Source organism: Actinomadura craniellae (assembly GCF_003289645.1).
Taxonomy (GTDB): Bacteria; Actinomycetota; Actinomycetes; order Streptosporangiales; family Streptosporangiaceae; genus Actinomadura_D; species Actinomadura_D craniellae.
The window spans coordinates 161,567-178,945 of the sequence record NZ_QLYX01000004.1 but is presented as its reverse complement, the minus strand read 5'-3'; the positions used below and the strand labels follow the sequence as shown (position 1 = coordinate 178,945).

General features: G+C 72.5%; 17 protein-coding genes. 13 read left to right on the top strand and 4 right to left on the bottom strand.

What is annotated here, in order from left to right:
• The first annotated feature begins 49 nt into the window (after positions 1-49).
• The 7 genes from alr to tsaD all read left to right on the top strand — a co-directional run bounded on the left by alr (position 50) and on the right by tsaD (position 5,880).
• Entirely contained in the window at positions 50-1,189 is a 1,140-nt protein-coding gene (gene alr / locus DPM19_RS10300) for an alanine racemase (RefSeq protein WP_111865461.1), read from the top strand.
• Entirely contained in the window at positions 1,170-2,264 is a 1,095-nt protein-coding gene (locus DPM19_RS10295) for an alpha/beta fold hydrolase (RefSeq protein WP_111865459.1), read from the top strand. The genes alr and DPM19_RS10295 overlap by 20 nt, the downstream gene beginning before the upstream one ends.
• Positions 2,261-2,746, top strand: a complete 486-nt coding sequence (gene tsaE / locus DPM19_RS10290; RefSeq protein WP_111865457.1) for a tRNA (adenosine(37)-N6)-threonylcarbamoyltransferase complex ATPase subunit type 1 TsaE — start codon at positions 2,261-2,263, stop codon at positions 2,744-2,746. The genes DPM19_RS10295 and tsaE overlap by 4 nt, the downstream gene beginning before the upstream one ends.
• Positions 2,747-2,979: 233 nt before the next feature.
• The gene (locus DPM19_RS10285) at positions 2,980-3,624 is read left to right on the top strand and encodes a hypothetical protein (protein ID WP_146778804.1); all 645 of its coding nucleotides are present in this window, start codon (positions 2,980-2,982) and stop codon (positions 3,622-3,624) included.
• Between the two features lie 41 nt (positions 3,625-3,665).
• The gene (tsaB, locus tag DPM19_RS10280) at positions 3,666-4,337 is read left to right on the top strand and encodes a tRNA (adenosine(37)-N6)-threonylcarbamoyltransferase complex dimerization subunit type 1 TsaB (RefSeq protein ID WP_111865453.1); all 672 of its coding nucleotides are present in this window, start codon (positions 3,666-3,668) and stop codon (positions 4,335-4,337) included.
• Positions 4,334-4,849, top strand: coding sequence for a ribosomal protein S18-alanine N-acetyltransferase (rimI, locus tag DPM19_RS10275; RefSeq protein ID WP_233510025.1), 516 nt, complete (start codon positions 4,334-4,336; stop codon positions 4,847-4,849). Before tsaB ends, rimI begins: the two co-directional genes overlap by 4 nt.
• Positions 4,846-5,880, top strand: coding sequence for a tRNA (adenosine(37)-N6)-threonylcarbamoyltransferase complex transferase subunit TsaD (gene tsaD, locus DPM19_RS10270; RefSeq protein WP_111865450.1), 1,035 nt, complete (start codon positions 4,846-4,848; stop codon positions 5,878-5,880). Before rimI ends, tsaD begins: the two co-directional genes overlap by 4 nt.
• On the opposite strand, the gene DPM19_RS10265 is transcribed toward tsaD, so the two are convergent.
• From DPM19_RS10265 to DPM19_RS10255, 3 genes are all read right to left on the bottom strand, one after another.
• On the bottom strand, positions 5,861-6,772 hold the full coding sequence (locus tag DPM19_RS10265; protein ID WP_233510024.1) for a phosphotransferase family protein: 912 nt from the start codon (positions 6,770-6,772) through the stop codon (positions 5,861-5,863). The two genes, tsaD and DPM19_RS10265, sit on opposite strands and share 20 nt — an antisense overlap.
• 225 nt (positions 6,773-6,997) lie before the next feature.
• On the bottom strand, positions 6,998-8,572 hold the full coding sequence (locus DPM19_RS10260) for an apolipoprotein A1/A4/E domain-containing protein (protein ID WP_111865446.1): 1,575 nt from the start codon (positions 8,570-8,572) through the stop codon (positions 6,998-7,000).
• Positions 8,573-8,799: 227 nt separating this feature from the next.
• A complete protein-coding gene (locus DPM19_RS10255) occupies positions 8,800-10,029 on the bottom strand; it encodes a THUMP-like domain-containing protein (protein ID WP_111866337.1) in 1,230 nt (409 codons plus the stop codon).
• A 225-nt stretch (positions 10,030-10,254) separates the two neighbouring features.
• Here DPM19_RS10255 and groES point away from each other — a divergent pair, with 225 nt between their 5' ends.
• From groES to DPM19_RS10235, 4 genes are all read left to right on the top strand, one after another.
• Positions 10,255-10,563 (top strand): co-chaperone GroES, encoded by a 309-nt coding sequence (groES, locus tag DPM19_RS10250; RefSeq protein WP_111865444.1) that lies wholly within the window; start codon positions 10,255-10,257, stop codon positions 10,561-10,563.
• A gap of 113 nt (positions 10,564-10,676) precedes the next feature.
• The gene (groL, locus tag DPM19_RS10245; protein WP_111865442.1) at positions 10,677-12,299 is read left to right on the top strand and encodes a chaperonin GroEL; all 1,623 of its coding nucleotides are present in this window, start codon (positions 10,677-10,679) and stop codon (positions 12,297-12,299) included.
• Positions 12,300-12,564: 265 nt separating this feature from the next.
• Positions 12,565-13,185, top strand: coding sequence for a sigma-70 family RNA polymerase sigma factor (locus DPM19_RS10240; RefSeq protein WP_233510054.1), 621 nt, complete (start codon positions 12,565-12,567; stop codon positions 13,183-13,185).
• Between the two features lie 61 nt (positions 13,186-13,246).
• Complete coding sequence (locus DPM19_RS10235; protein ID WP_111865439.1) at positions 13,247-14,011, top strand: hypothetical protein; 765 nt, start codon at positions 13,247-13,249, stop codon at positions 14,009-14,011.
• 3 nt (positions 14,012-14,014) lie between these two features.
• On the opposite strand, the gene DPM19_RS10230 is transcribed toward DPM19_RS10235, so the two are convergent.
• The gene (locus DPM19_RS10230) at positions 14,015-14,404 is read right to left on the bottom strand and encodes a DUF5319 domain-containing protein (RefSeq protein ID WP_111865436.1); all 390 of its coding nucleotides are present in this window, start codon (positions 14,402-14,404) and stop codon (positions 14,015-14,017) included.
• Between the two features lie 224 nt (positions 14,405-14,628).
• Here DPM19_RS10230 and guaB point away from each other — a divergent pair, with 224 nt between their 5' ends.
• Positions 14,629-16,104, top strand: coding sequence for an IMP dehydrogenase (gene guaB / locus DPM19_RS10225; RefSeq protein WP_111865434.1), 1,476 nt, complete (start codon positions 14,629-14,631; stop codon positions 16,102-16,104).
• A 155-nt stretch (positions 16,105-16,259) separates the two neighbouring features.
• Positions 16,260-17,360: a GuaB3 family IMP dehydrogenase-related protein gene (locus DPM19_RS10220; protein ID WP_111865431.1), complete on the top strand. Its 1,101-nt coding sequence runs from the start codon at positions 16,260-16,262 to the stop codon at positions 17,358-17,360.
• Positions 17,361-17,379: the final 19 nt, after the last annotated feature.

The following is a 17,379-nucleotide window of genomic DNA, read 5'->3' as shown; positions in this document are numbered from 1 at the left end:
ACACTGGTGACCGGCCCGGACGCGCGCTGAGAGGGAGGGACGGAAGAACATGACGATCCCGGCACGGGCGCTGATCGACCTGGGCGCCATCAGCGCCAACGTGGCGCTGCTGCGCGAGCGGGCGGGCGGCGTCCCGGCGATGGCCATGGTCAAGGCCGACGGGTACGGCCACGGCATCGCCGAGGTCGCGCGGGCGGCGCTGGCGGGCGGCGCGACCTGGCTGGGGGTGGCCCGGCTGGCCGAGGCGCTGCACCTGCGCGAGGCCGGGCTGACCGCGCCGATCCTGGTCTGCCTGTGCGGGCCGGGGGAGCCCTACGACCGGGCCGTCGCCGCCGATGTGGACCTCGCCGCCGGATCCGCCGGGCTGCTCGCGGAGATCGCGGCGGCGGCCGACCGGGCGGGCCGGCCGGCGCGGGTGCATCTCAAGGCCGACACCGGGATGTCCCGGGGCGGTGCGGGGCCGTCCGACTGGCCGTCCCTGGTGGACGCGGCGCTGGCCGGGCAGGCCGCCGGGCGGCTGCGGGCGGTCGGCCTGATGTCCCACCTGGCGTGCGCCGACGAGCCGGACCACCCGGCGAACGCCGCGCAGCTGCGGGCGTTCGCCGAGGCGGCGGACTACGCGGAGAAGGCCGGGATCCACCCCGAGGTGCGGCATCTGGCGAACTCGGCCGCGCTGCTGACGATCCCCGCGGCCCGCTACGACCTGGTCCGGCCGGGCATCGCGATGTACGGGCTGTCGCCCCTCCCGGAGCGGGGCGCCTTCGGGCTGCGCCCCGCGATGACGCTGAGCGCCGCGGTGGCGCTGGTCAAGCGGGTCCCGGCGGGCAGCGGCGTCTCCTACGGCATGACCTACACGACCGGGCGGGAGACCACCCTGGCGGTGGTGCCGGCCGGGTACGGCGACGGCGTCCCCCGGCACGGCTCGAACCTGCTGGAGGTGCTGGCGGGCGGCCGCCGCCGGCGGATCGCCGGGCGGGTCTGCATGGACCAGTTCGTGATCGACCTGGGCGACGACCCGATCGCCGCGGGCGACGAGGTGGTCCTGTTCGGCCCGGGCGACCGCGGCGAGCCCACGGCGCAGGACTGGGCCGGCGCGCTGGGAACGATCTCCTATGAGATCGTCACCCGGATCGGGGCCCGGGTGCCGCGGGTGTACGAGGGGAGGCCCGATGGGCGAGCAACGTCCTAGGCGGCGGCCGGGCTGGGTGGGCGTCGCGGGGACCGTCGCCGGGCTGGGCGCCGCGGGGATCGGCACCGCCGTGGGCGTCCGCCGGTTCGTCGTCGGACGGGAGCGGTTCCGGCCCGACCACGACGCGAGCGAGCCCTTCGGCGAGTTGCGCGGCCGGCCGCTGACCGTCCCGGCCGACGACGGGCTGCCGCTGTACGTGGAGGTCGACGGCCCCGACGACGCGGCGCTGACCGTGCTGTTCTGCCACGGCTACACGCTCAACCAGGACTCCTGGCACTACCAGCGGCGCGATCTGGCCGGCACCGGGGCCCGGCTGGTGTTCTGGGACCAGCGCAGCCATGGCCGCTCCGGCCGCGGCAACCCGACCCGGGCCACCATCGACCAGCTCGGCTCGGACCTGTACGAGGTGCTGCGGGCGACGGTCCCGGCGGGGAGTTCGGTGGTGCTGGTCGGGCACTCGATGGGCGGTATGGCGATCATGGCGCTGGCCGAGCTGCGCCCCGAGCTGTTCGGCGACCAGGTCGTCGGGGTGGCGCTGATCAACACCTCGTGCGGGAACCTCGCCGAGATGACCCTGGGCCTGCCGATCCTCCTGGCCAAGCTGGTGCGCCCGCTGGCCCCGGGCGTGGTCCGCGGGCTGGGCCGGCGGCCGGAGCTGGTCGACCGCACCCGCCATCTCGGCGCCGACCTGGCCTTCATGGTCACCCGGCGGATGGCGTTCGCGGACAAGTACGTGAGCCCGACCGTGGTGGGCTTCCTGGAGGAGATGATCCGATCGACCCCGATCGACGTGATCGCGGAGTTCTATCCTTCCCTGATGGCGCATGACAAGCGGCTGGCGCTGGACCCGATCGCCCGGGTGCCCGCGGTGGTGCTGGTGGGCGGGCGCGACCGGCTCACCCCGCCCGAGCACGGCCGGGCGATCGCGGCGGCGCTGCCGAACGCGGAGGTGATCGAGGTGGTGGAGGCCGGTCATGTCCTGCCGCTGGAGCATCCGGGGGTGGTCACCGGCGCGCTGCGGCGGCTGATCACCCGGTCCCGCTCCCGGCCCCGGAACCGGAAGCGGCCGGCATGAGCGGGACGGTGCATGTCACGGTGCCGACCGCGGCGGCGATGTACGAGCTGGGGACACGGCTGGCCGGGCTGCTGCGGGCGGGGGACCTGCTGGTGCTCTCGGGCGAGCTGGGTGCGGGCAAGACGACGCTGACCCAGGGGATCGGCGCGGGGCTGCGGGTGCGCGGGCCGATCACGTCCCCGACGTTCGTGATCGCCCGGGTGCACCCCTCGCTGGCGGGCGGCCCGCCGCTGGTGCACGTCGACGCCTACCGGCTGGGGGGCGTCACGGAACTCGACGATCTCGATCTCGACGCCACCGTGGCCGAATCGGTGACCGTTGTCGAATGGGGCGAAGGCGTGGCGGAGGGGCTCGCGGAGGAACGGTTGGAGATCATTCTCGACCGTTCGGACGACTCCGAGGAGCGGGTCGCGAATCTTACCGGCGTGGGCGAACGTTGGAAGGACCTCGCGAAGTTGCTTGCATACTCACAGTCGAGATAGATCCGTTCGCGTTTTTTTCCCAAACCTCAGCTGCCCACCTTACGAACAGATGTCGTACGCTTTGCCGGAAAGAAACCTCACCTGCGCGAACAAGACAGGCTTTCAAATACAGGGGTGAGCCGGTGAGCGGTAGTCATCGCAGTACGAACGGGGGGCATCGGGTCGTCCGGACCCAGAGCGGCAATCATCGCGTTGTCCGCTCGGGCCGCACCGCCTCCTCGTGGCGGCTGCCGGTGGTATTGGCGGGGGTCGTGGCGGGCGTCGCCGCCTGCGCGCTCGCCGGCTTCATCGTGCTGACAGGGGCCCAGGACAGGGAGGGCGGCGGCGGTCAGGTGAGCGCCAGCGGCTCCTCCGCCGAGGCCGGGGCGGCCGGCGACCGCGTCGTCGTCCCCGACACGTGCACGCTGATCAGCGACGACCTGAGCGACCGCCTGGTGCCCGGCGGCGACCGCACGCAGGGCGACGCCTACCAGGGCGGCGACTCGCAGAACCAGTGCGTGTGGAGCAACTACACCGCCACCAAGCGGCGCCAGCTCACCGTGGAACTGCGCATCGTCGACGGCGGCGCCACCACGGCGGGCCAGCGGTTCCAGACCGAACGCCAGGCGGACGAGAGCGGCAAGAGCCTGCTGGACGGGCAGCGGGTCGCCGCGCGCAAGGCCGTCGACGGCGTGGGCGATGAGGGCTACGCGGTCTACATCGTCGATGAAGGCCGCGACAACGGCGAGGCGATCGTCAACGTCCGGGTGCGCAACGTGCTCGTCACCATCCACTTCTCCGGTGGCGGCGGCAAGAAGCCGATCGGCGAGGGCACCGCCTTCGACGGGGCGCTGGACGCCCTGCAGGAAGCCGTCAAGGGCCTGAACACCGCCAAGTGACGCGCCGATCCTGACCCTCGGCTGCACTACGCTTGCGAGTCGTGCTGGTCCTGGCTTTCGACACCGCCACCGCCGCGGTCACCGTGGCACTGTACGAGTGGGCCCCCGGCGAGGCCGTACGCTCCCGTGCCCTGACCGAGAGCGTCGACCGCCGCCACGCCGAACTGCTCACCCCCTCGGTCGCCGCCGTGCTGGCCGAGGCGGGCACGGCCCCGGCCGAGCTGAGCGCCATCGCGGTGGGCGTCGGCCCCGGCCCCTACACCGGGCTGCGGGTGGGCGTCATGACCGCCCGCGCGCTGGGCGAGGCGCTGCGCGTGCCGGTGCACGGCATCTGCACGCTGGACGCGATCGCCTGGGCGTCCGGCCGGGAACACCCGTTCGTGGTGGCGAGCGACGCCCGGCGCAAGGAGGTCTACTGGGCCCGGTACGACTCGGCGCGCGAGCGGGCCACCGAACCCGCGGTCGGCCCGCCGGCCGAGGCCGCCGAACCCGGCCTGCCGGTGATCGGGGAGGGCGCGGCACTGTATCCCGAGGTGCTGGGCGCGGCCGGCGATCCGGCCCCCCTGCTGCCCACCGCCGCCGCCCTGGCCGAACTGGCGGTGGCCCGGCTGTCCGGCGCCCCGGGCCCGCCGCTGCTGCCGCCCGAGCCGCTGTACCTGCGCCGTCCCGACGCCCGGCTGCCCGGCCCGCGCAAGAAGGTGACCCCGGCATGACACCGCGCGGGAGGGACGGCTCCGGCGTGCGGCTGCGGAGCATGACGGCCACCGACCTGCCCGCCGTGCTGATGCTGGAGCGGGAACTGTTCCCCGAGGACGCCTGGAGCGAGGGGATGCTGCGCGCCGAGCTGGCCGACCAGCCGCGCACCCGGCACTACGTGGTGGCCGAGGACGGCGGCCGGCTGGTGGGGTACGCGGGCCTGGCCGCCGCGGGCGACCAGGGCGACGTGCAGACCATCGGCGTGCGGGCCGGGCACCAGGGCCGCGGGGTGGGTGCCGCGCTGCTGGCGGAGCTGCTCGACGAGGCGGGCCGGCGCGGCTGTGCCGCGGTGTTCCTGGAGGTCCGGGCCGACAACGACCGGGCCCGGGCGCTGTACGAGCGGTTCGGCTTCACCCGGGTGGGCGTCCGCAAGAACTACTACCAGCCGTCCGGCATGGACGCGATCGTGATGCGCCGCCGGGCCGGTGCGGCGACGGTCGGCTTCACCCGAGAGGAGGACTTCTCATGAGCAGCGGCGGGCCGCTGGTGCTGGGAATCGAAACGTCGTGCGACGAGACCGGGGTGGGGGTCGTCCAGGGGCACACGCTGCTGGCCAACTCCATCGCCTCCAGCGTCGAGGAGCACGCCCGGTTCGGCGGGGTGGTGCCCGAGGTGGCCTCCCGGGCGCACCTGCAGGCGATGACGCCCACGGTCGAGCGGGCGCTGGCGGACGCCGGGGTGACGTTCAACGACATCGACGCGATCGCGGTCACCGCCGGCCCGGGGCTGGCCGGGGCGCTGATGGTCGGGGTGGCGGCGGCCAAGGCGTACGCGCTGGCGCTCGGCAAGCCGCTGTACGGGGTGAACCACCTGGCCGCGCACGTGGCCGTGGACCAGCTCGAACACGGCCCGCTGCCGCGGCCCTGCGTGGCGCTGCTGGTGTCGGGCGGGCACTCCTCGCTGCTGCTGGTGCCGGACGTGGCGACCGACGTGCGGCCGCTGGGCTCCACCGTGGACGACGCCGCGGGCGAGGCCTTCGACAAGGTCGCCCGGGTGCTGGACCTGGGCTTCCCGGGCGGCCCGTACATCGACCGGGCGGCGCGGGAGGGCGACCCCGCCGCGATCGGCTTCCCGCGCGGGAAGTACGACGACGGCACCTACGACTTCTCGTTCTCCGGGCTGAAGACGGCGGTGGCCCGGTGGGTGGAGGCCCGGGAACGGGCGGGCGAGCCGGTGCCGGTGGCCGATGTCGCCGCCTCGTTCCAGGAGGCCGTGGTCGACGTGCTCACCCGCAAGGCGCTGGCGGTCTGCCGCGAGCAGGGGGTGGAGGACCTGCTGATCGGCGGCGGGGTGGCGGCCAACTCCCGGCTGCGGGCGCTGGCCCGGGAGCGGTGCGAGGCGGCCGGGGTGCGGCTGCGGGTTCCCCGGCCCGGGCTGTGCACCGACAACGGGGCGATGGTGGCGGCGCTGGGCGCGGAGCTGGTGGCGGCGGGGGCCGACCCCTCGGCGCTCGACCTGCCGGCCGACTCGTCGCTGCCGGTCACCACGGTGACGTTGTGATCTGCGCGATGCGTGAGATCAGGTACTCCTCCAGCACGGGGATGCGGCAGTCGGAGATGGCGCGGACGCAGGTCTCGGGCAGCAGGTCGACGACGCACCGCACGTCCCAGTAGGGGTCGTGCGTGTAGCCGCCGGAGACCTGGTCGAAGGTGTCCAGGAAGCGGTCGGCGGCGCCCACTCCGTACTGGAGGGTGAGGTCGCGCCGCATGTGCGCGATGTCGACCGCGGCGGGGCCGTAGGAGGCGCTGGACCAGTCGACGATGCCGGTCAGCCGCCCGTTGGACCACAGCGTGTTGTCGGGGTGGTAGTCGCGGTGGATGAAGTGTGCGTCGGCGGCCGGAGCCGGCCCGGCGGCGATCTCGAACGCCCGGTCCCAGAGCTGCGGGCGTAGCGCGGCCCTGGGTGGCAGCCGCGAGTCGAGCCGGTTGTGCGGGATGTAGGGCGGCATGGTGGCGCCGCCCTTGACCGCGTGCACCGCCAGCAGCGCGGCGGCGAGCTGGATCAGGTATTCGGGCAGTTCCTCGCTGGACGGGCGGGGCGGGTGCCCGATCAGCCTGGTGATCAGCAGCGCGGGCGCGTCGCAGTGCACTCCGGAGGGGTCGGCCGCGACCAGGCACGGGGTGGGGATCTCGCAGCCCGCCAGCAGGGCCAGTGCCGCGATCTCGCGCTCGGGTGAGAACTCGTGGTGGTCGAGGGCCGCCTCGCCGGGGTGCGCCCAGCGGCGCAGCACCAGCCGGTGCCCGATGCCGCTGCGGGTCTCGACCAGCAGCGCGTGGTTGACGTGGGAGTCGCCGCCGAGTAGCGGCCGGACCATTTTGACCACGCTGCCGGAGCCCAGGCACTCCTCCACCCAGCGCAGGGTGGCGGCGCACGGAGGCTCGGCAGTGGTCAAGCTGGACGTCCGGGTTTCGGTCACGGCATCCATGTAAACGGATTCCGGCCAGTATGAGGAGTGATTCGCTGAGAACAGAACGTAATCCTTTGCACGTCATCGACGTGTCTTGATCGGGCCGGGCCTACCTTCATATCGGCTTTACGGCCTATATGCCGATATTAACGAGCATGGTGGGGTACCTCCCGAAATCACCAAGGAGGCACCCCACCCCGCACCACAAGATCAGCGCTGGCCCGTCTCCCGGCCCTCGCGCCGTGGCCGCAGCAGCGCCTCGGCCAGGGCCAGCATCGTCTCCTCCAGCGTGGCGAGCCGCTTGAGCACGTCGGTGTGCGCCGCGGACACCTGCTGGCCGACGCTGTCCTGCACCGCGCCGACCTGGCGGCCGACCTCGTGCTGGACGCCCTCGAACCGCCGGCTGACCTCGGCCTGCACCGCCTCGGCCCGCTCGGCCACCTCGTCCTGCACCACCTCGACGCGCCGGGAGAACTCCTCCTGGACGCTCTCGACCCGCCGGGCGACGTTCTCCCGGAACCCGTCGATCCGGGTGGCCATGTCGTCGTGGATGCCGTTCACCTGGCGGCTGAACTCGTGATGCATCGAATCGACCTGTTTGGTCACGTCGTTGTTCACCGACTCGACCCGCCGGGAGACGATGTCGACCTGGGTGGTGAACTCCTCCAGCGCGGAGTCGACCTTTTTGGTGACCTCGTCGTGGATGCCCTCGATGCGCTTCCGTACGTCCTCGTGGACGTTCTCGAAACGGCGGGAGAATTCGTCCATCCGCTTGGTGACGTCGCCGTAGGCCGCTTCTGCGATCTTGGCCATGACGGTCCTGACCTCGTCCCGGTCGGGGCGGGCGCGCAACTCGTCGAACAGCGGGTCGATCGCGTCGGCCAGCCGCTTCTCCAGGGCGTCGAAGCGGTCGGTGTGGTCGATCGCCGGGCGCTGGGTCAGGTCGGTCAGCTTGCGGTGCAGCTCGTTGGAGCCCAGGGAGGCGGGGAGTTGCGCGATGCGGTCGTTGACCGAGCCGATCCGGTCGTCGAGGCCCTCGAACCGGCCGTCCATCCCGTCCAGCTTGCCGGAGAGGCCGGCCAGCCGCCCGTCGAGCCCGTCCAGCCGGCCGCTCACGCCCTCGACCCGGCCGTTGACCGCGTGCAGCCCCTGCTCGACCCGCTCGGCCGCCTCGCCCAGCGACTGGTCGATCCGGGCGCCGACCTCGTGGATCGAACGTTCGAGCTGCTCCGTGCGGTGTCCCTGCTCGGCCAGCGACTTGTCGAGGCGGTTGAACCGGACGGAGGCGGCCTCCATGCTGCCCTGGAGCTTGTCCAGGCGCCGGCCCATCTCCTCCATCCGCTGGTTGACCTGGTCGGTCGCGTCCGTGATGTGCCGCGCGGAGTCGAGGACGGCCTGGATTCGCGTCAGGCTCTCGTCGATGTTCTCGGCGACGACCCCGACGTCCGCCCAGAGCGCGGGGAGTTCGGCGACGGGCCTGACCCGCTCGCCCATCGCCTCGATGTGCTCGGCCAGCCCCACCGCCCACTCGGGGACAGTGCTGGAAAGGCCGTCGACCTGACCCCGTACGCTGTCCAGCTGTCCCGTCAGACCGCTGAGCTCGCGCTCGCGCACCTCACGAAGCAGCCACTCCATCCCCTCCAGGCGCTGGCGTATCTCGTCCAGTACCTGCCCTTGGGAGCGCTCTTCGTAGACGTGGTCCTGCGCCGCACGGGCGAGCAACTCCCGCATCCGGTCCGAGACCGGTTGACCCCCTGTCTGCAGGAAGTTGTGATTCGTTTCCACCCGATGCCCCTTCGTGTGCCGGATCGCTCGGTAAAAAGCGGCGGCAGTGAATCTTGAAAGGCTCACTGTAGTGCTTGATCACCATGGCGATTAAGGCCAGAAGTAAAAGGCCTGGTAATACGGAATACGGCTGCGGGTCCGGTGAAAACTGCGGTGTTTGCCATTTCATGGCGTGCCGCACGGCACCGCTTGGCGTTCCCGCCCGAGGGGAGATCGTTGCTGATCGGCTATCGGACGTTTCGCCCAGAGACCGGCTGGGCGAGCAGCGCGACGGGAGCCTCGCCGACCCGGGTCAGCACCACCGTCATCTCGGCGTCACCGGGCCTGCGCCGGCCGCCGAAGCCGAGATCGCGGCGGAGCCGTTCGATGTCGACCGCCGATCCGCGCTTCTTGATCGTCAGCACGCTCGTGCCGCGCCGGCGCAGTTCCCCGCGCAGCCGCTTGACCGAGAACGGCAGCACGTCCTCGATCTCGTAGGCGGCGGCGAACGGCGTGGCGGCGAGGGCGTCACCCGTGACGTACGCGATCCGGGGGTCGGCCAGCCCGCCGTCCACCGCCGCGGCCACCTCGGCGACCAGCCCCGCCCGGATCACCGCGCCGTCCGGCTCGTACAGGTAGCGCCCCCACCCGCGCACCGGCGGCGGCTCCGCCGTGGCGGGGACGAGCGTGGCCGGCGCACCGCCCGGCGCGCCGGGCAACAGGGTGGCCCGCCGGGCGACCGGCCCGGCCAGCCCGCCCAGCCAGAGGGCGGCCTCCTTGACCTCGCCGCCCACCGAGATCCACTCGGCCTCGGCGCCCTCCGGGACGGCCTCGTGCGGCAGGCCGGGGGCGACCTTGACGCAACCGGCCGGGGCGCGCCCGGCCAGTGCCAGCACCACGTCCAGTGGCGGCTCGTAGGCCCGGGGGTCGAACACCCGGCCGCGGGCGGTGCGGCGGCCCGGGTCGGCGAACACCGCCGCGTACCCGGCCGGGTCCGCCGCGGTCGCGTCGCCCTCGCGGACGGACGCCGGCGCGGCCGGCGCCAGGGCGGCCACGTTGGCCCGGGCGACCGCCGCGGTCAGCGGATCGCGCTCGATCCCCGTGCCGGGCAGCCCGGCCCGGGCGCGGGCGACGAGGTCGGCGCCGATCCCGCAGCACAGCTCCAGCACGGCCGCACCGGCTCCCAGCCGGGCCGCGAACCGGGCGGCCCGGTGGTCGGCGACGACGGCCCGGGTCGCCTGCTCGAGCCCCGCCGGGGTGAAGTACATTCGATCTGCGTCGGCGCCGAACTTGGCCCGCGCCCGTACCCGCAGCCGGACCTGGGTCAGCGCCGCCGCGACCAGTTCGGGTGGATGCCGCTCGCGCAGCCGGGTCGCCGTCGCGAGCAGCGCTCCCTCGCCGGTGTCGGCCGTGGCGGCCTCGGCGAGGACGGCCCGTCCCCGGTCGGTCAGCAGTGCCTCGAACCCCCCCACGTCCACCTGCAAACCGTATCTGCCGTTCATCCGGGTCGTTCGTGTTGACGGGTTCCGGGAGACCGGCATAGTCTCCATGACTGGCACTCTCCTGTCGAGAGTGCCAATAAAAGCGACAAGGTCGGTCTGGCACCCGCGACGACAGGCCGGTCCAGGGTCGCCTTCTCTGTCACATGTGCGGCCGGCTCGGACGAGCCGGCCGAAGATCGCAATCGAAGGGGAGGTCCGATCGTGACGACCGCCACCAAGGTTGTTCTCAAGCCGCTCGAGGACCGCATCGTCGTCCAGCCGCTTGAGGCCGAGCAGACCACCGCGTCTGGGCTCGTCATTCCCGACACGGCCAAGGAGAAGCCCCAGGAGGGCACCGTCCTGGCCGTGGGCCCGGGGCGGGTCGACGACAAGGGGGCGCGGATCCCGCTCGACGTCGCCGTCGGCGACGTCGTGCTGTACAGCAAGTACGGCGGCACCGAGGTGAAGTACAACAACGAGGAGTACCTCGTTCTCTCGGCGCGCGACGTTCTCGCGGTCATCGAGAAGTAATCACCCGTACGTGATGCACCGCCCCGGTCCGGCTCCCCTGGTGGGGCATGGCCGGGGCGGTCGCGCTCGCGGGACCCGCGAGCCCTGCGTCATCCCAACCCGAGAGGACTCTCATGGCGAAGATCCTGGAGTTCGACGAGGACGCTCGCCGGGCTCTTGAGCGCGGCGTCAACGCCCTCGCGGACGCCGTGAAGGTGACGATCGGCCCGCGCGGCCGCAACGTCGTCATCGACAAGAAGTTCGGTGCTCCCACCATCACCAACGACGGCGTGACGATCGCCCGCGAGGTGGAGCTGGAGGACCCGTACGAGAACCTGGGCGCCCAGCTCGCCAAGGAGGTGGCGACCAAGACCAACGACATCGCGGGTGACGGCACCACCACCGCGACGGTGCTGGCCCAGGCGCTGGTCCGCGAGGGGCTGCGCAACGTCGCCGCCGGCGCGTCGCCGCTCAGCCTCAAGCGCGGCATCGACACGGCCGCCCGGTACGTCTCCGACCAGCTCCTCAAGTCGGCCCGCGAGGTCGAGGAGAAGGCCGAGATCGCGCACGTGGCGACCATCTCGGCCCAGGACGCCAAGATCGGCGAGCTGATCGCCGAGGCGTTCGAGAAGGTCGGCAAGGACGGCGTCATCACCGTCGAGGAGGCCCACACCATGGGCCTGGAGCTGGAGTTCACCGAGGGGCTCCAGTTCGACAAGGGTTACCTGTCCCCGCACATGGTGACCGACCACGACCGCATGGAGGCGGTCCTCGAAGACGCCTACGTGCTGATCGTCGAGGGCAAGATCTCCAACGTCTCCGAGTTCCTGCCGCTGGCCGAGAAGGTCGCGCAGACCAAGAAGCCGCTGCTCGTGGTGGCCGAGGACGTCGAGGGCGAGGCCCTGGCGCTGCTGATCGCCAACAAGATCCGCGGCACGTTCCTGTCGGTGGCGGTCAAGGCCCCCGGCTTCGGCGACCGCCGCAAGGCGATGCTGGGCGACATGGCGGCCCTGACCGGCGGCGAGGTCGTCAGCGAGGCCATCGGCCTCAAGCTCGACAGCGTGGGCGTGGAGGTGCTGGGCCAGGCCCGCCGGATCACCGTCACCAAGGACACGACCACGATCGTGGACGGTGCCGGCGACGCCGCCGACATCGAGGGCCGGGTCAACCAGATCAAGGTCGAGATCGCCAACAGCGACTCCGACTGGGACCGCGAGAAGCTGCAGGAGCGGCTGGCCAAGCTGTCCGGCGGCGTCTGCGTGCTGCGCGTCGGCGCGGCCACCGAGGTGGAACTCAAGGAGAAGAAGCACCGCCTTGAGGACGCCATCTCCGCGACCCGGGCCGCGATCGAGGAGGGCATCGTCTCCGGCGGCGGCAGCGCCCTGGTGCACGTCTCCAAGGAGGGCTTCGAGGCCCTCGGGCTGAGCGGCGACGAGGCCACCGGGGCCGAGGCCGTCCGGCGCGCGCTGGTCGAGCCGGCCCGCTGGATCGCCGAGAACGCGGGCCAGGAGGGCTACGTCGTCACCTCCAAGATCCAGGACCTGTCTCCGGGTCACGGCTACAACGCCGCGACCGGCGAGTACGGCGACCTGATCGCCCAGGGCGTCATCGACCCGGTGAAGGTGACCCGCTCGGCGGTCACCAACGCCGCCTCCATCGCGGGCATGCTGCTGACCACCGAGGCGCTGGTGGTCGACAAGCCCGAGGAGGAGGAGCCCGCCGCGGCCGGCGGTCACGGCCACGGTCACGGCCACTGACCGAATTCGCCGATCCGGGCGCGGTCAGGGGATCCAGCAGCCCCTGACACATTGCCTGAAGGTAAGCCCTCCGTTCCGTTCCGGGACGGGGGGCTTACCCTTTTCCGGCCGTTTTCGGTCACGCCCTGCCGCGGAAACCGGCGATCGGGTACATATCGTGACCTGCCCGTGCACTGTGACCATTCCGTTGTCATTAACCATGGAGACAGGCCCGATATTGCTGGGCATCATGCTGAACGTGACCGAGGGAAGCATCGCCGGGGCCATGACAGCGTCCACCGCCGTCCCGGTGCGGCGGCCGAGGGCGGTCCGGGGGCCGAGGCCGGATGACGGGGACCTCCGGGAGCTGACGAGCCGTGCGGTTCAGGGGGATTCCGACGCGATCGAGGTATTGATCGCAGAAGTGCGTCCGATGGTGGTGCGCTACTGCCGGGCGCGGCTGGGCCGGATCTCCGGCCAGTACCACATCGCCGACGACGTGGCGCAGGAGGTCTGCATCGCCGTCCTGTCGGCGCTGCCCCGCTACCGGGACATGGGCCGTCCGTTCGCGTCGTTCGTGTTCGGCATCGCCTCACACAAGATCGCGGACGCGCTGCGCAGCTCGATCCGGGCCGCCGTGCCCACCGAGGACCTGCCCGACGGGCCGGACGACCGGCCGGGGCCCGAAGAGACCGTCGTCCGCTACATCGAGGCCGAGCGGGCCCGTGACCTGCTCGACCGGTTGCCGGACCACCAGCGTGAGCTGGTTCTCCTCCGGGTGGTGGCCGGACTGTCGGCTGAGGAGACCGGTAATGTGCTGGGCATGACCGCAGGCGCGGTACGGGTCGCGCAGCACAGGGCTCTCGCCCGACTCCGGGTGATGGCGCGAGAGGAGTCGATCGCTTGACGCCAGTACGCCGGGTTCCGCCCCCTGGCGTGGCGTGCCAACGCCGCCGCAGCGCCGCGCCATGAGCATCGACGACGCCGGGCCAGCCGACCTGAACGCCGTCCGCGAGACGGACGCGCTCATCGAAGCGCTCTCGACACGGCGCGGCGGCGCCCTGGCCGACTCCCTGGCCGATTCCGACTCCTCGCTCCGGCTGCTCGTCGCGCTGGCCTCCGACGTCGATGAGGGCGCTCCCGCCCTGCCCGAAACCCGCCTGTCCCCGCCGGCCCCGCGTGGGCCGCGCCGCCGCGGCGCGCGCACGGTGGTGGCGATCAGTGTGGTGACCGTCATGCTGACCAGCACCGGGGTGGCCGCCGCCGGCGGCGGTCTGGTCGAGCGCCTGGTGACCGGGCCGCGGGCCGAGGAACCGCCGGACGGCTCCGCCGTCCGCTCCCGGGCGGAGCTGACGGTTCCGGCCCCGCTGGAGGACCCCCTCCCGATCCGGCCGCCGGCCCGGACCGAGCCCGTCCGGCCGGCCGCGGCCCTGGAGCCGGAGAAGACGTCGCCCCCGCCTGCGAGCCCGCGCCGGCCGGCGCCCCGCCCGGTCACGCCGTCCGTGCCGGTGAGTTCGCCGTCCCCCGATCCCGTGGACCCGCCGCCGGGGACGGACGAGCCGAAGGAACCCGACCAGACCTACGGCGGCGAGGAGCCGCCCCCGACGGAGCCGCCGCCGGGTTCTGGTGGTGCGGAACCCCCGCCGACCGAGCCGGACGCCCCGCCGCAGACCCTCGTCGGCCCGGCCGAGCCGCCGGAGCCGGCCCCCACGGACCCGCCGCCGGCGGAGTGAACCTCAGGAGGGGTCGGAACCGTCCTCGCTGTCGATGACCCCGTCGACGTAGCCCCGCGCGTACTCCCAGCTCACGTAGTCGACGGGATCGGGGGCCAGGGCGGGCTCGTGCACCCGGGGCAGCCCCTCGTCGAGCAGCTGGCGCAGGTTGCCGTGCAGTAGGTCCCAGTCGATGTAGTGCAGCTTGCCGCAGTCGCCGCAGTCGACGGTCAGCCCGCGCACCCCGAGCGGTTCGAGCAGCGCCCGGAAGACCTCCAGGTCGGCGAGGTCGGCGAGCACGTCCTCGCGCTCGGCCACGCTCAGCGGGGCGATCTCCTCGTCGGGATCGCCGAGCGCGGCGGCCGGGTCATCCGGGTCGCCGGCGAACGGGTCGAGCGGGGCGTCATCGTGCACACCCCCACGCTACTGCTCTAGCCGAGTGGGGACGCAAGCCCATCGCCGAGAGGGCCGTCCGGAGCCGTGAACGGCGTTCCGCGCGTGCCGGCGGAGTGTTGGCAGCGCCACGTCCCGGCGGTGAGCAAAGCCGACGTCGAGGCGCTGAGCACCGCCTACCATGAAACCAGGCTCCCGTGACCAGGCCGAATGCCGATCACTCACCCAACGGAAGGCACCTAACCGTGAAGTTCGCACCACAGGGCCTCACCTTTGACGACGTGCTGCTGCTGCCGGCCTACTCGGACCTGCAGCCGGGCGAGGCCGACACCGCGACCCGGCTCACCCGGGGCATCTCGCTGCGGATGCCGCTGGTGTCGTCGGCCATGGACACGGTCACCGAGGCCCGGATGGCGGTGGCGATGGCGCGCCTGGGCGGCATCGGAGTGCTGCACCGCAACCTGCCGATCGAGGACCAGGCGCAGCAGGCCGACATGGTCAAGCGATCCGAGGCCGGCATGATCACCAATCCGGTGACCTGCGGGCCCGACGCCACCCTGGGCGAGGTCGAGGAGCTGTGCGCGCGGTACCGGATCTCCGGGGTGCCGGTGATCGACGAGGCCGGGGTGCTGCTGGGCATCGTGACCAACCGCGACACCCGGTTCGAGACCGACCCCGCCCGCCCGGTGCGCGCGGTCATGACGCCGATGCCGCTGGTGACCGCGCCGGTGGACGTGTCGCGCGACGAGGCGTTCCGGCTGCTGGCCCAGCACAAGATCGAGAAGCTGCCGCTGATCGACGGTTCCGGCCGGCTGCGCGGTCTGATCACCGTCAAGGACTTCACCAAGAGCGAGCAGTACCCCGACGCCACCAAGGACGCCGACGGCCGGCTGGTGGTCGCGGCGGCCGTGGGCGTCGGCGCGGACGCCATCGAGCGGGCGCGGGCGCTGGTCGAGGCCGGCACCGACGTGATCGTGGTCGACACCGCGCACGGCCACTCCAAGGGCGTCGCCGACACCATCGCCGCGATCAAGGCCGGCTCCCGGGTCGAGGTCGTGGGCGGCAACGTCGCGACCTACGAGGGCGCGCTGTCCCTGGTCGAGGCCGGGGCCGACGCGGTGAAGGTCGGGGTGGGCCCCGGCTCGATATGCACCACCCGGGTGGTGGCCGGGGTCGGCGTGCCGCAGGTCACCGCGATCAACGAGGCGGCCCGGGCGGCCCGCCCGGCCGGGGTGCCGGTGATCGGTGACGGTGGCCTGAAGTACTCCGGCGACATCGCCAAGGCCATCGCGGCCGGTGCCGACACGGTCATGCTGGGCAGCCTGCTGGCCGGCGTCGAGGAGAGCCCCGGCGAGCTGATCTTCGTGCACGGCAAGCAGTACAAGTCGTACCGGGGAATGGGCTCGCTGGGCGCGATGCGCAACCGGGAGCGCGGCGGCTCGTTCTCCAAGGACCGCTACTCGCAGGCCGACGTGACCAGCGAGGAGAAGCTGATCCCCGAGGGCGTGGAGGGCCAGGTGCCCTACCGCGGCCCGCTGTCCAACGTGGCCCACCAGCTCGTCGGCGGGCTGCGGCAGGCGATGTGGTACTCCGGCGCCCGGACGGTCCCGGAGCTCCAGGAGAACGGCACGCTGATGCAGATCACCGGGGCGGGCCTGGTCGAGAGCCACCCGCACGACATCCAGATGACCGTCGAGGCCCCCAACTACCAGGGGCGGTGACACCGCGTTTGCCGGCGCGGGTCCCGGAGCAACTACCAGGGCGGTGATGGTTCCGGGCCGGATGGCAGTGCACCATGTTCGCGTACCGCCGTGTCGCGTTCGTGCCTGCGCGCCGCCGGGCGGTTTCTAGATCGAGAGGAAGACCGTTGGCTGAGGTGGAGATCGGGCGGGGCAAGAGCGGCCGCCGGGCGTACGCGTTCGACGACATCGGCATCGTCCCGTCCCGGCGGACGCGCGACCCCGAGGAGGTCAGCGTCGCCTGGCAGATCGACGCCTACCGGTTCGAGATCCCGCTGCTGGTCGCCCCGATGGACAGCGTGGTCAGCCCGGCCCTCGCCATCCAGATGGGCAGGCTGGGCGGGCTGGCGGTGCTCGACCTGGAAGGGCTGTGGACCCGGTACGAGGACCCCGAGCCGCTGCTGGCCGAGATCGCCACGCTGGACGAGGGCACCGCGACCCGCCGGTTGCAGGAGGTCTACACCCGGCCGATCCAGGAGGAGCTGATCGGCCGCCGGATCCAGGAGGTCCGCGACGCGGGGGTGACGGTGGCGGCGCGGCTGTCGCCGCAGCGCACCGCCCAGTTCCACAAGACGGTGATCGACGCCGGGGTCGACCTGTTCGTGATCCGTGGTACGACCGTCTCGGCCGAGCACGTCTCCGGCCGGGCCGAGCCGCTCAACCTCAAGCAGTTCATCTACGACCTCGACGTGCCGGTGATCGTCGGCGGCTGCTCGACATACACTGCGGCGCTGCACCTGATGCGGACCGGTGCGGCCGGGGTGCTGGTCGGGTTCGGCGGCGGCTCGGGGCACACCACCCGCACCGTCCTGGGCGTGGCGGTGCCGATGGCGACCGCGGTCGCCGACGTGGCCGCGGCCCGGCGTGACTACATGGACGAGTCGGGCGGCCGGTACGTGCACGTGATCGCCGACGGTGGCATGACCAACAGCGGTGACGTCGCGAAGGCGTTCGCCTGCGGCTCCGACGCGGTGATGGTGGGCTCGCCGTTCGCCCGCGCGGCCGAGGCGCCCGGCCGCGGCTTCCACTGGGGGAGCGAGGCGCACCACGGTGAGGTGCCCCGGGGCGCCCGGGTGGACCTGGGCACGATCGGCGGGCTGGAGCAGATCCTGCACGGCCCCTCGCACGTCCCGGACGGGTCGATGAACCTGATCGGGGCGCTGCGCCGGGCGATGGCCACCGCGGGTTACAGCGACCTCAAGGAGTTCCAGCGCGTCCAGGTCGTGGTGGCGCCCTAGTCGCGCGAAGGAACAGTGG

Excerpts from the sequence above, each read along its gene's own strand:
- DPM19_RS10235 (WP_111865439.1), top strand. The coding sequence starts at position 13,247 with ATGAGCATCGACGACGCCGGGCCAGCCGACCTGAACGCCGTCCGCGAG.
- groL (WP_111865442.1), top strand. The coding sequence starts at position 10,677 with ATGGCGAAGATCCTGGAGTTCGACGAGGACGCTCGCCGGGCTCTTGAG.
- alr (WP_111865461.1), top strand. The coding sequence starts at position 50 with ATGACGATCCCGGCACGGGCGCTGATCGACCTGGGCGCCATCAGCGCC.
- DPM19_RS10295 (WP_111865459.1), top strand. The coding sequence starts at position 1,170 with ATGGGCGAGCAACGTCCTAGGCGGCGGCCGGGCTGGGTGGGCGTCGCG.
- tsaE (WP_111865457.1), top strand. The coding sequence starts at position 2,261 with ATGAGCGGGACGGTGCATGTCACGGTGCCGACCGCGGCGGCGATGTAC.
- DPM19_RS10240 (WP_233510054.1), top strand. The coding sequence starts at position 12,565 with ATGACAGCGTCCACCGCCGTCCCGGTGCGGCGGCCGAGGGCGGTCCGG.
- rimI (WP_233510025.1), top strand. The coding sequence starts at position 4,334 with ATGACACCGCGCGGGAGGGACGGCTCCGGCGTGCGGCTGCGGAGCATG.
- tsaD (WP_111865450.1), top strand. The coding sequence starts at position 4,846 with ATGAGCAGCGGCGGGCCGCTGGTGCTGGGAATCGAAACGTCGTGCGAC.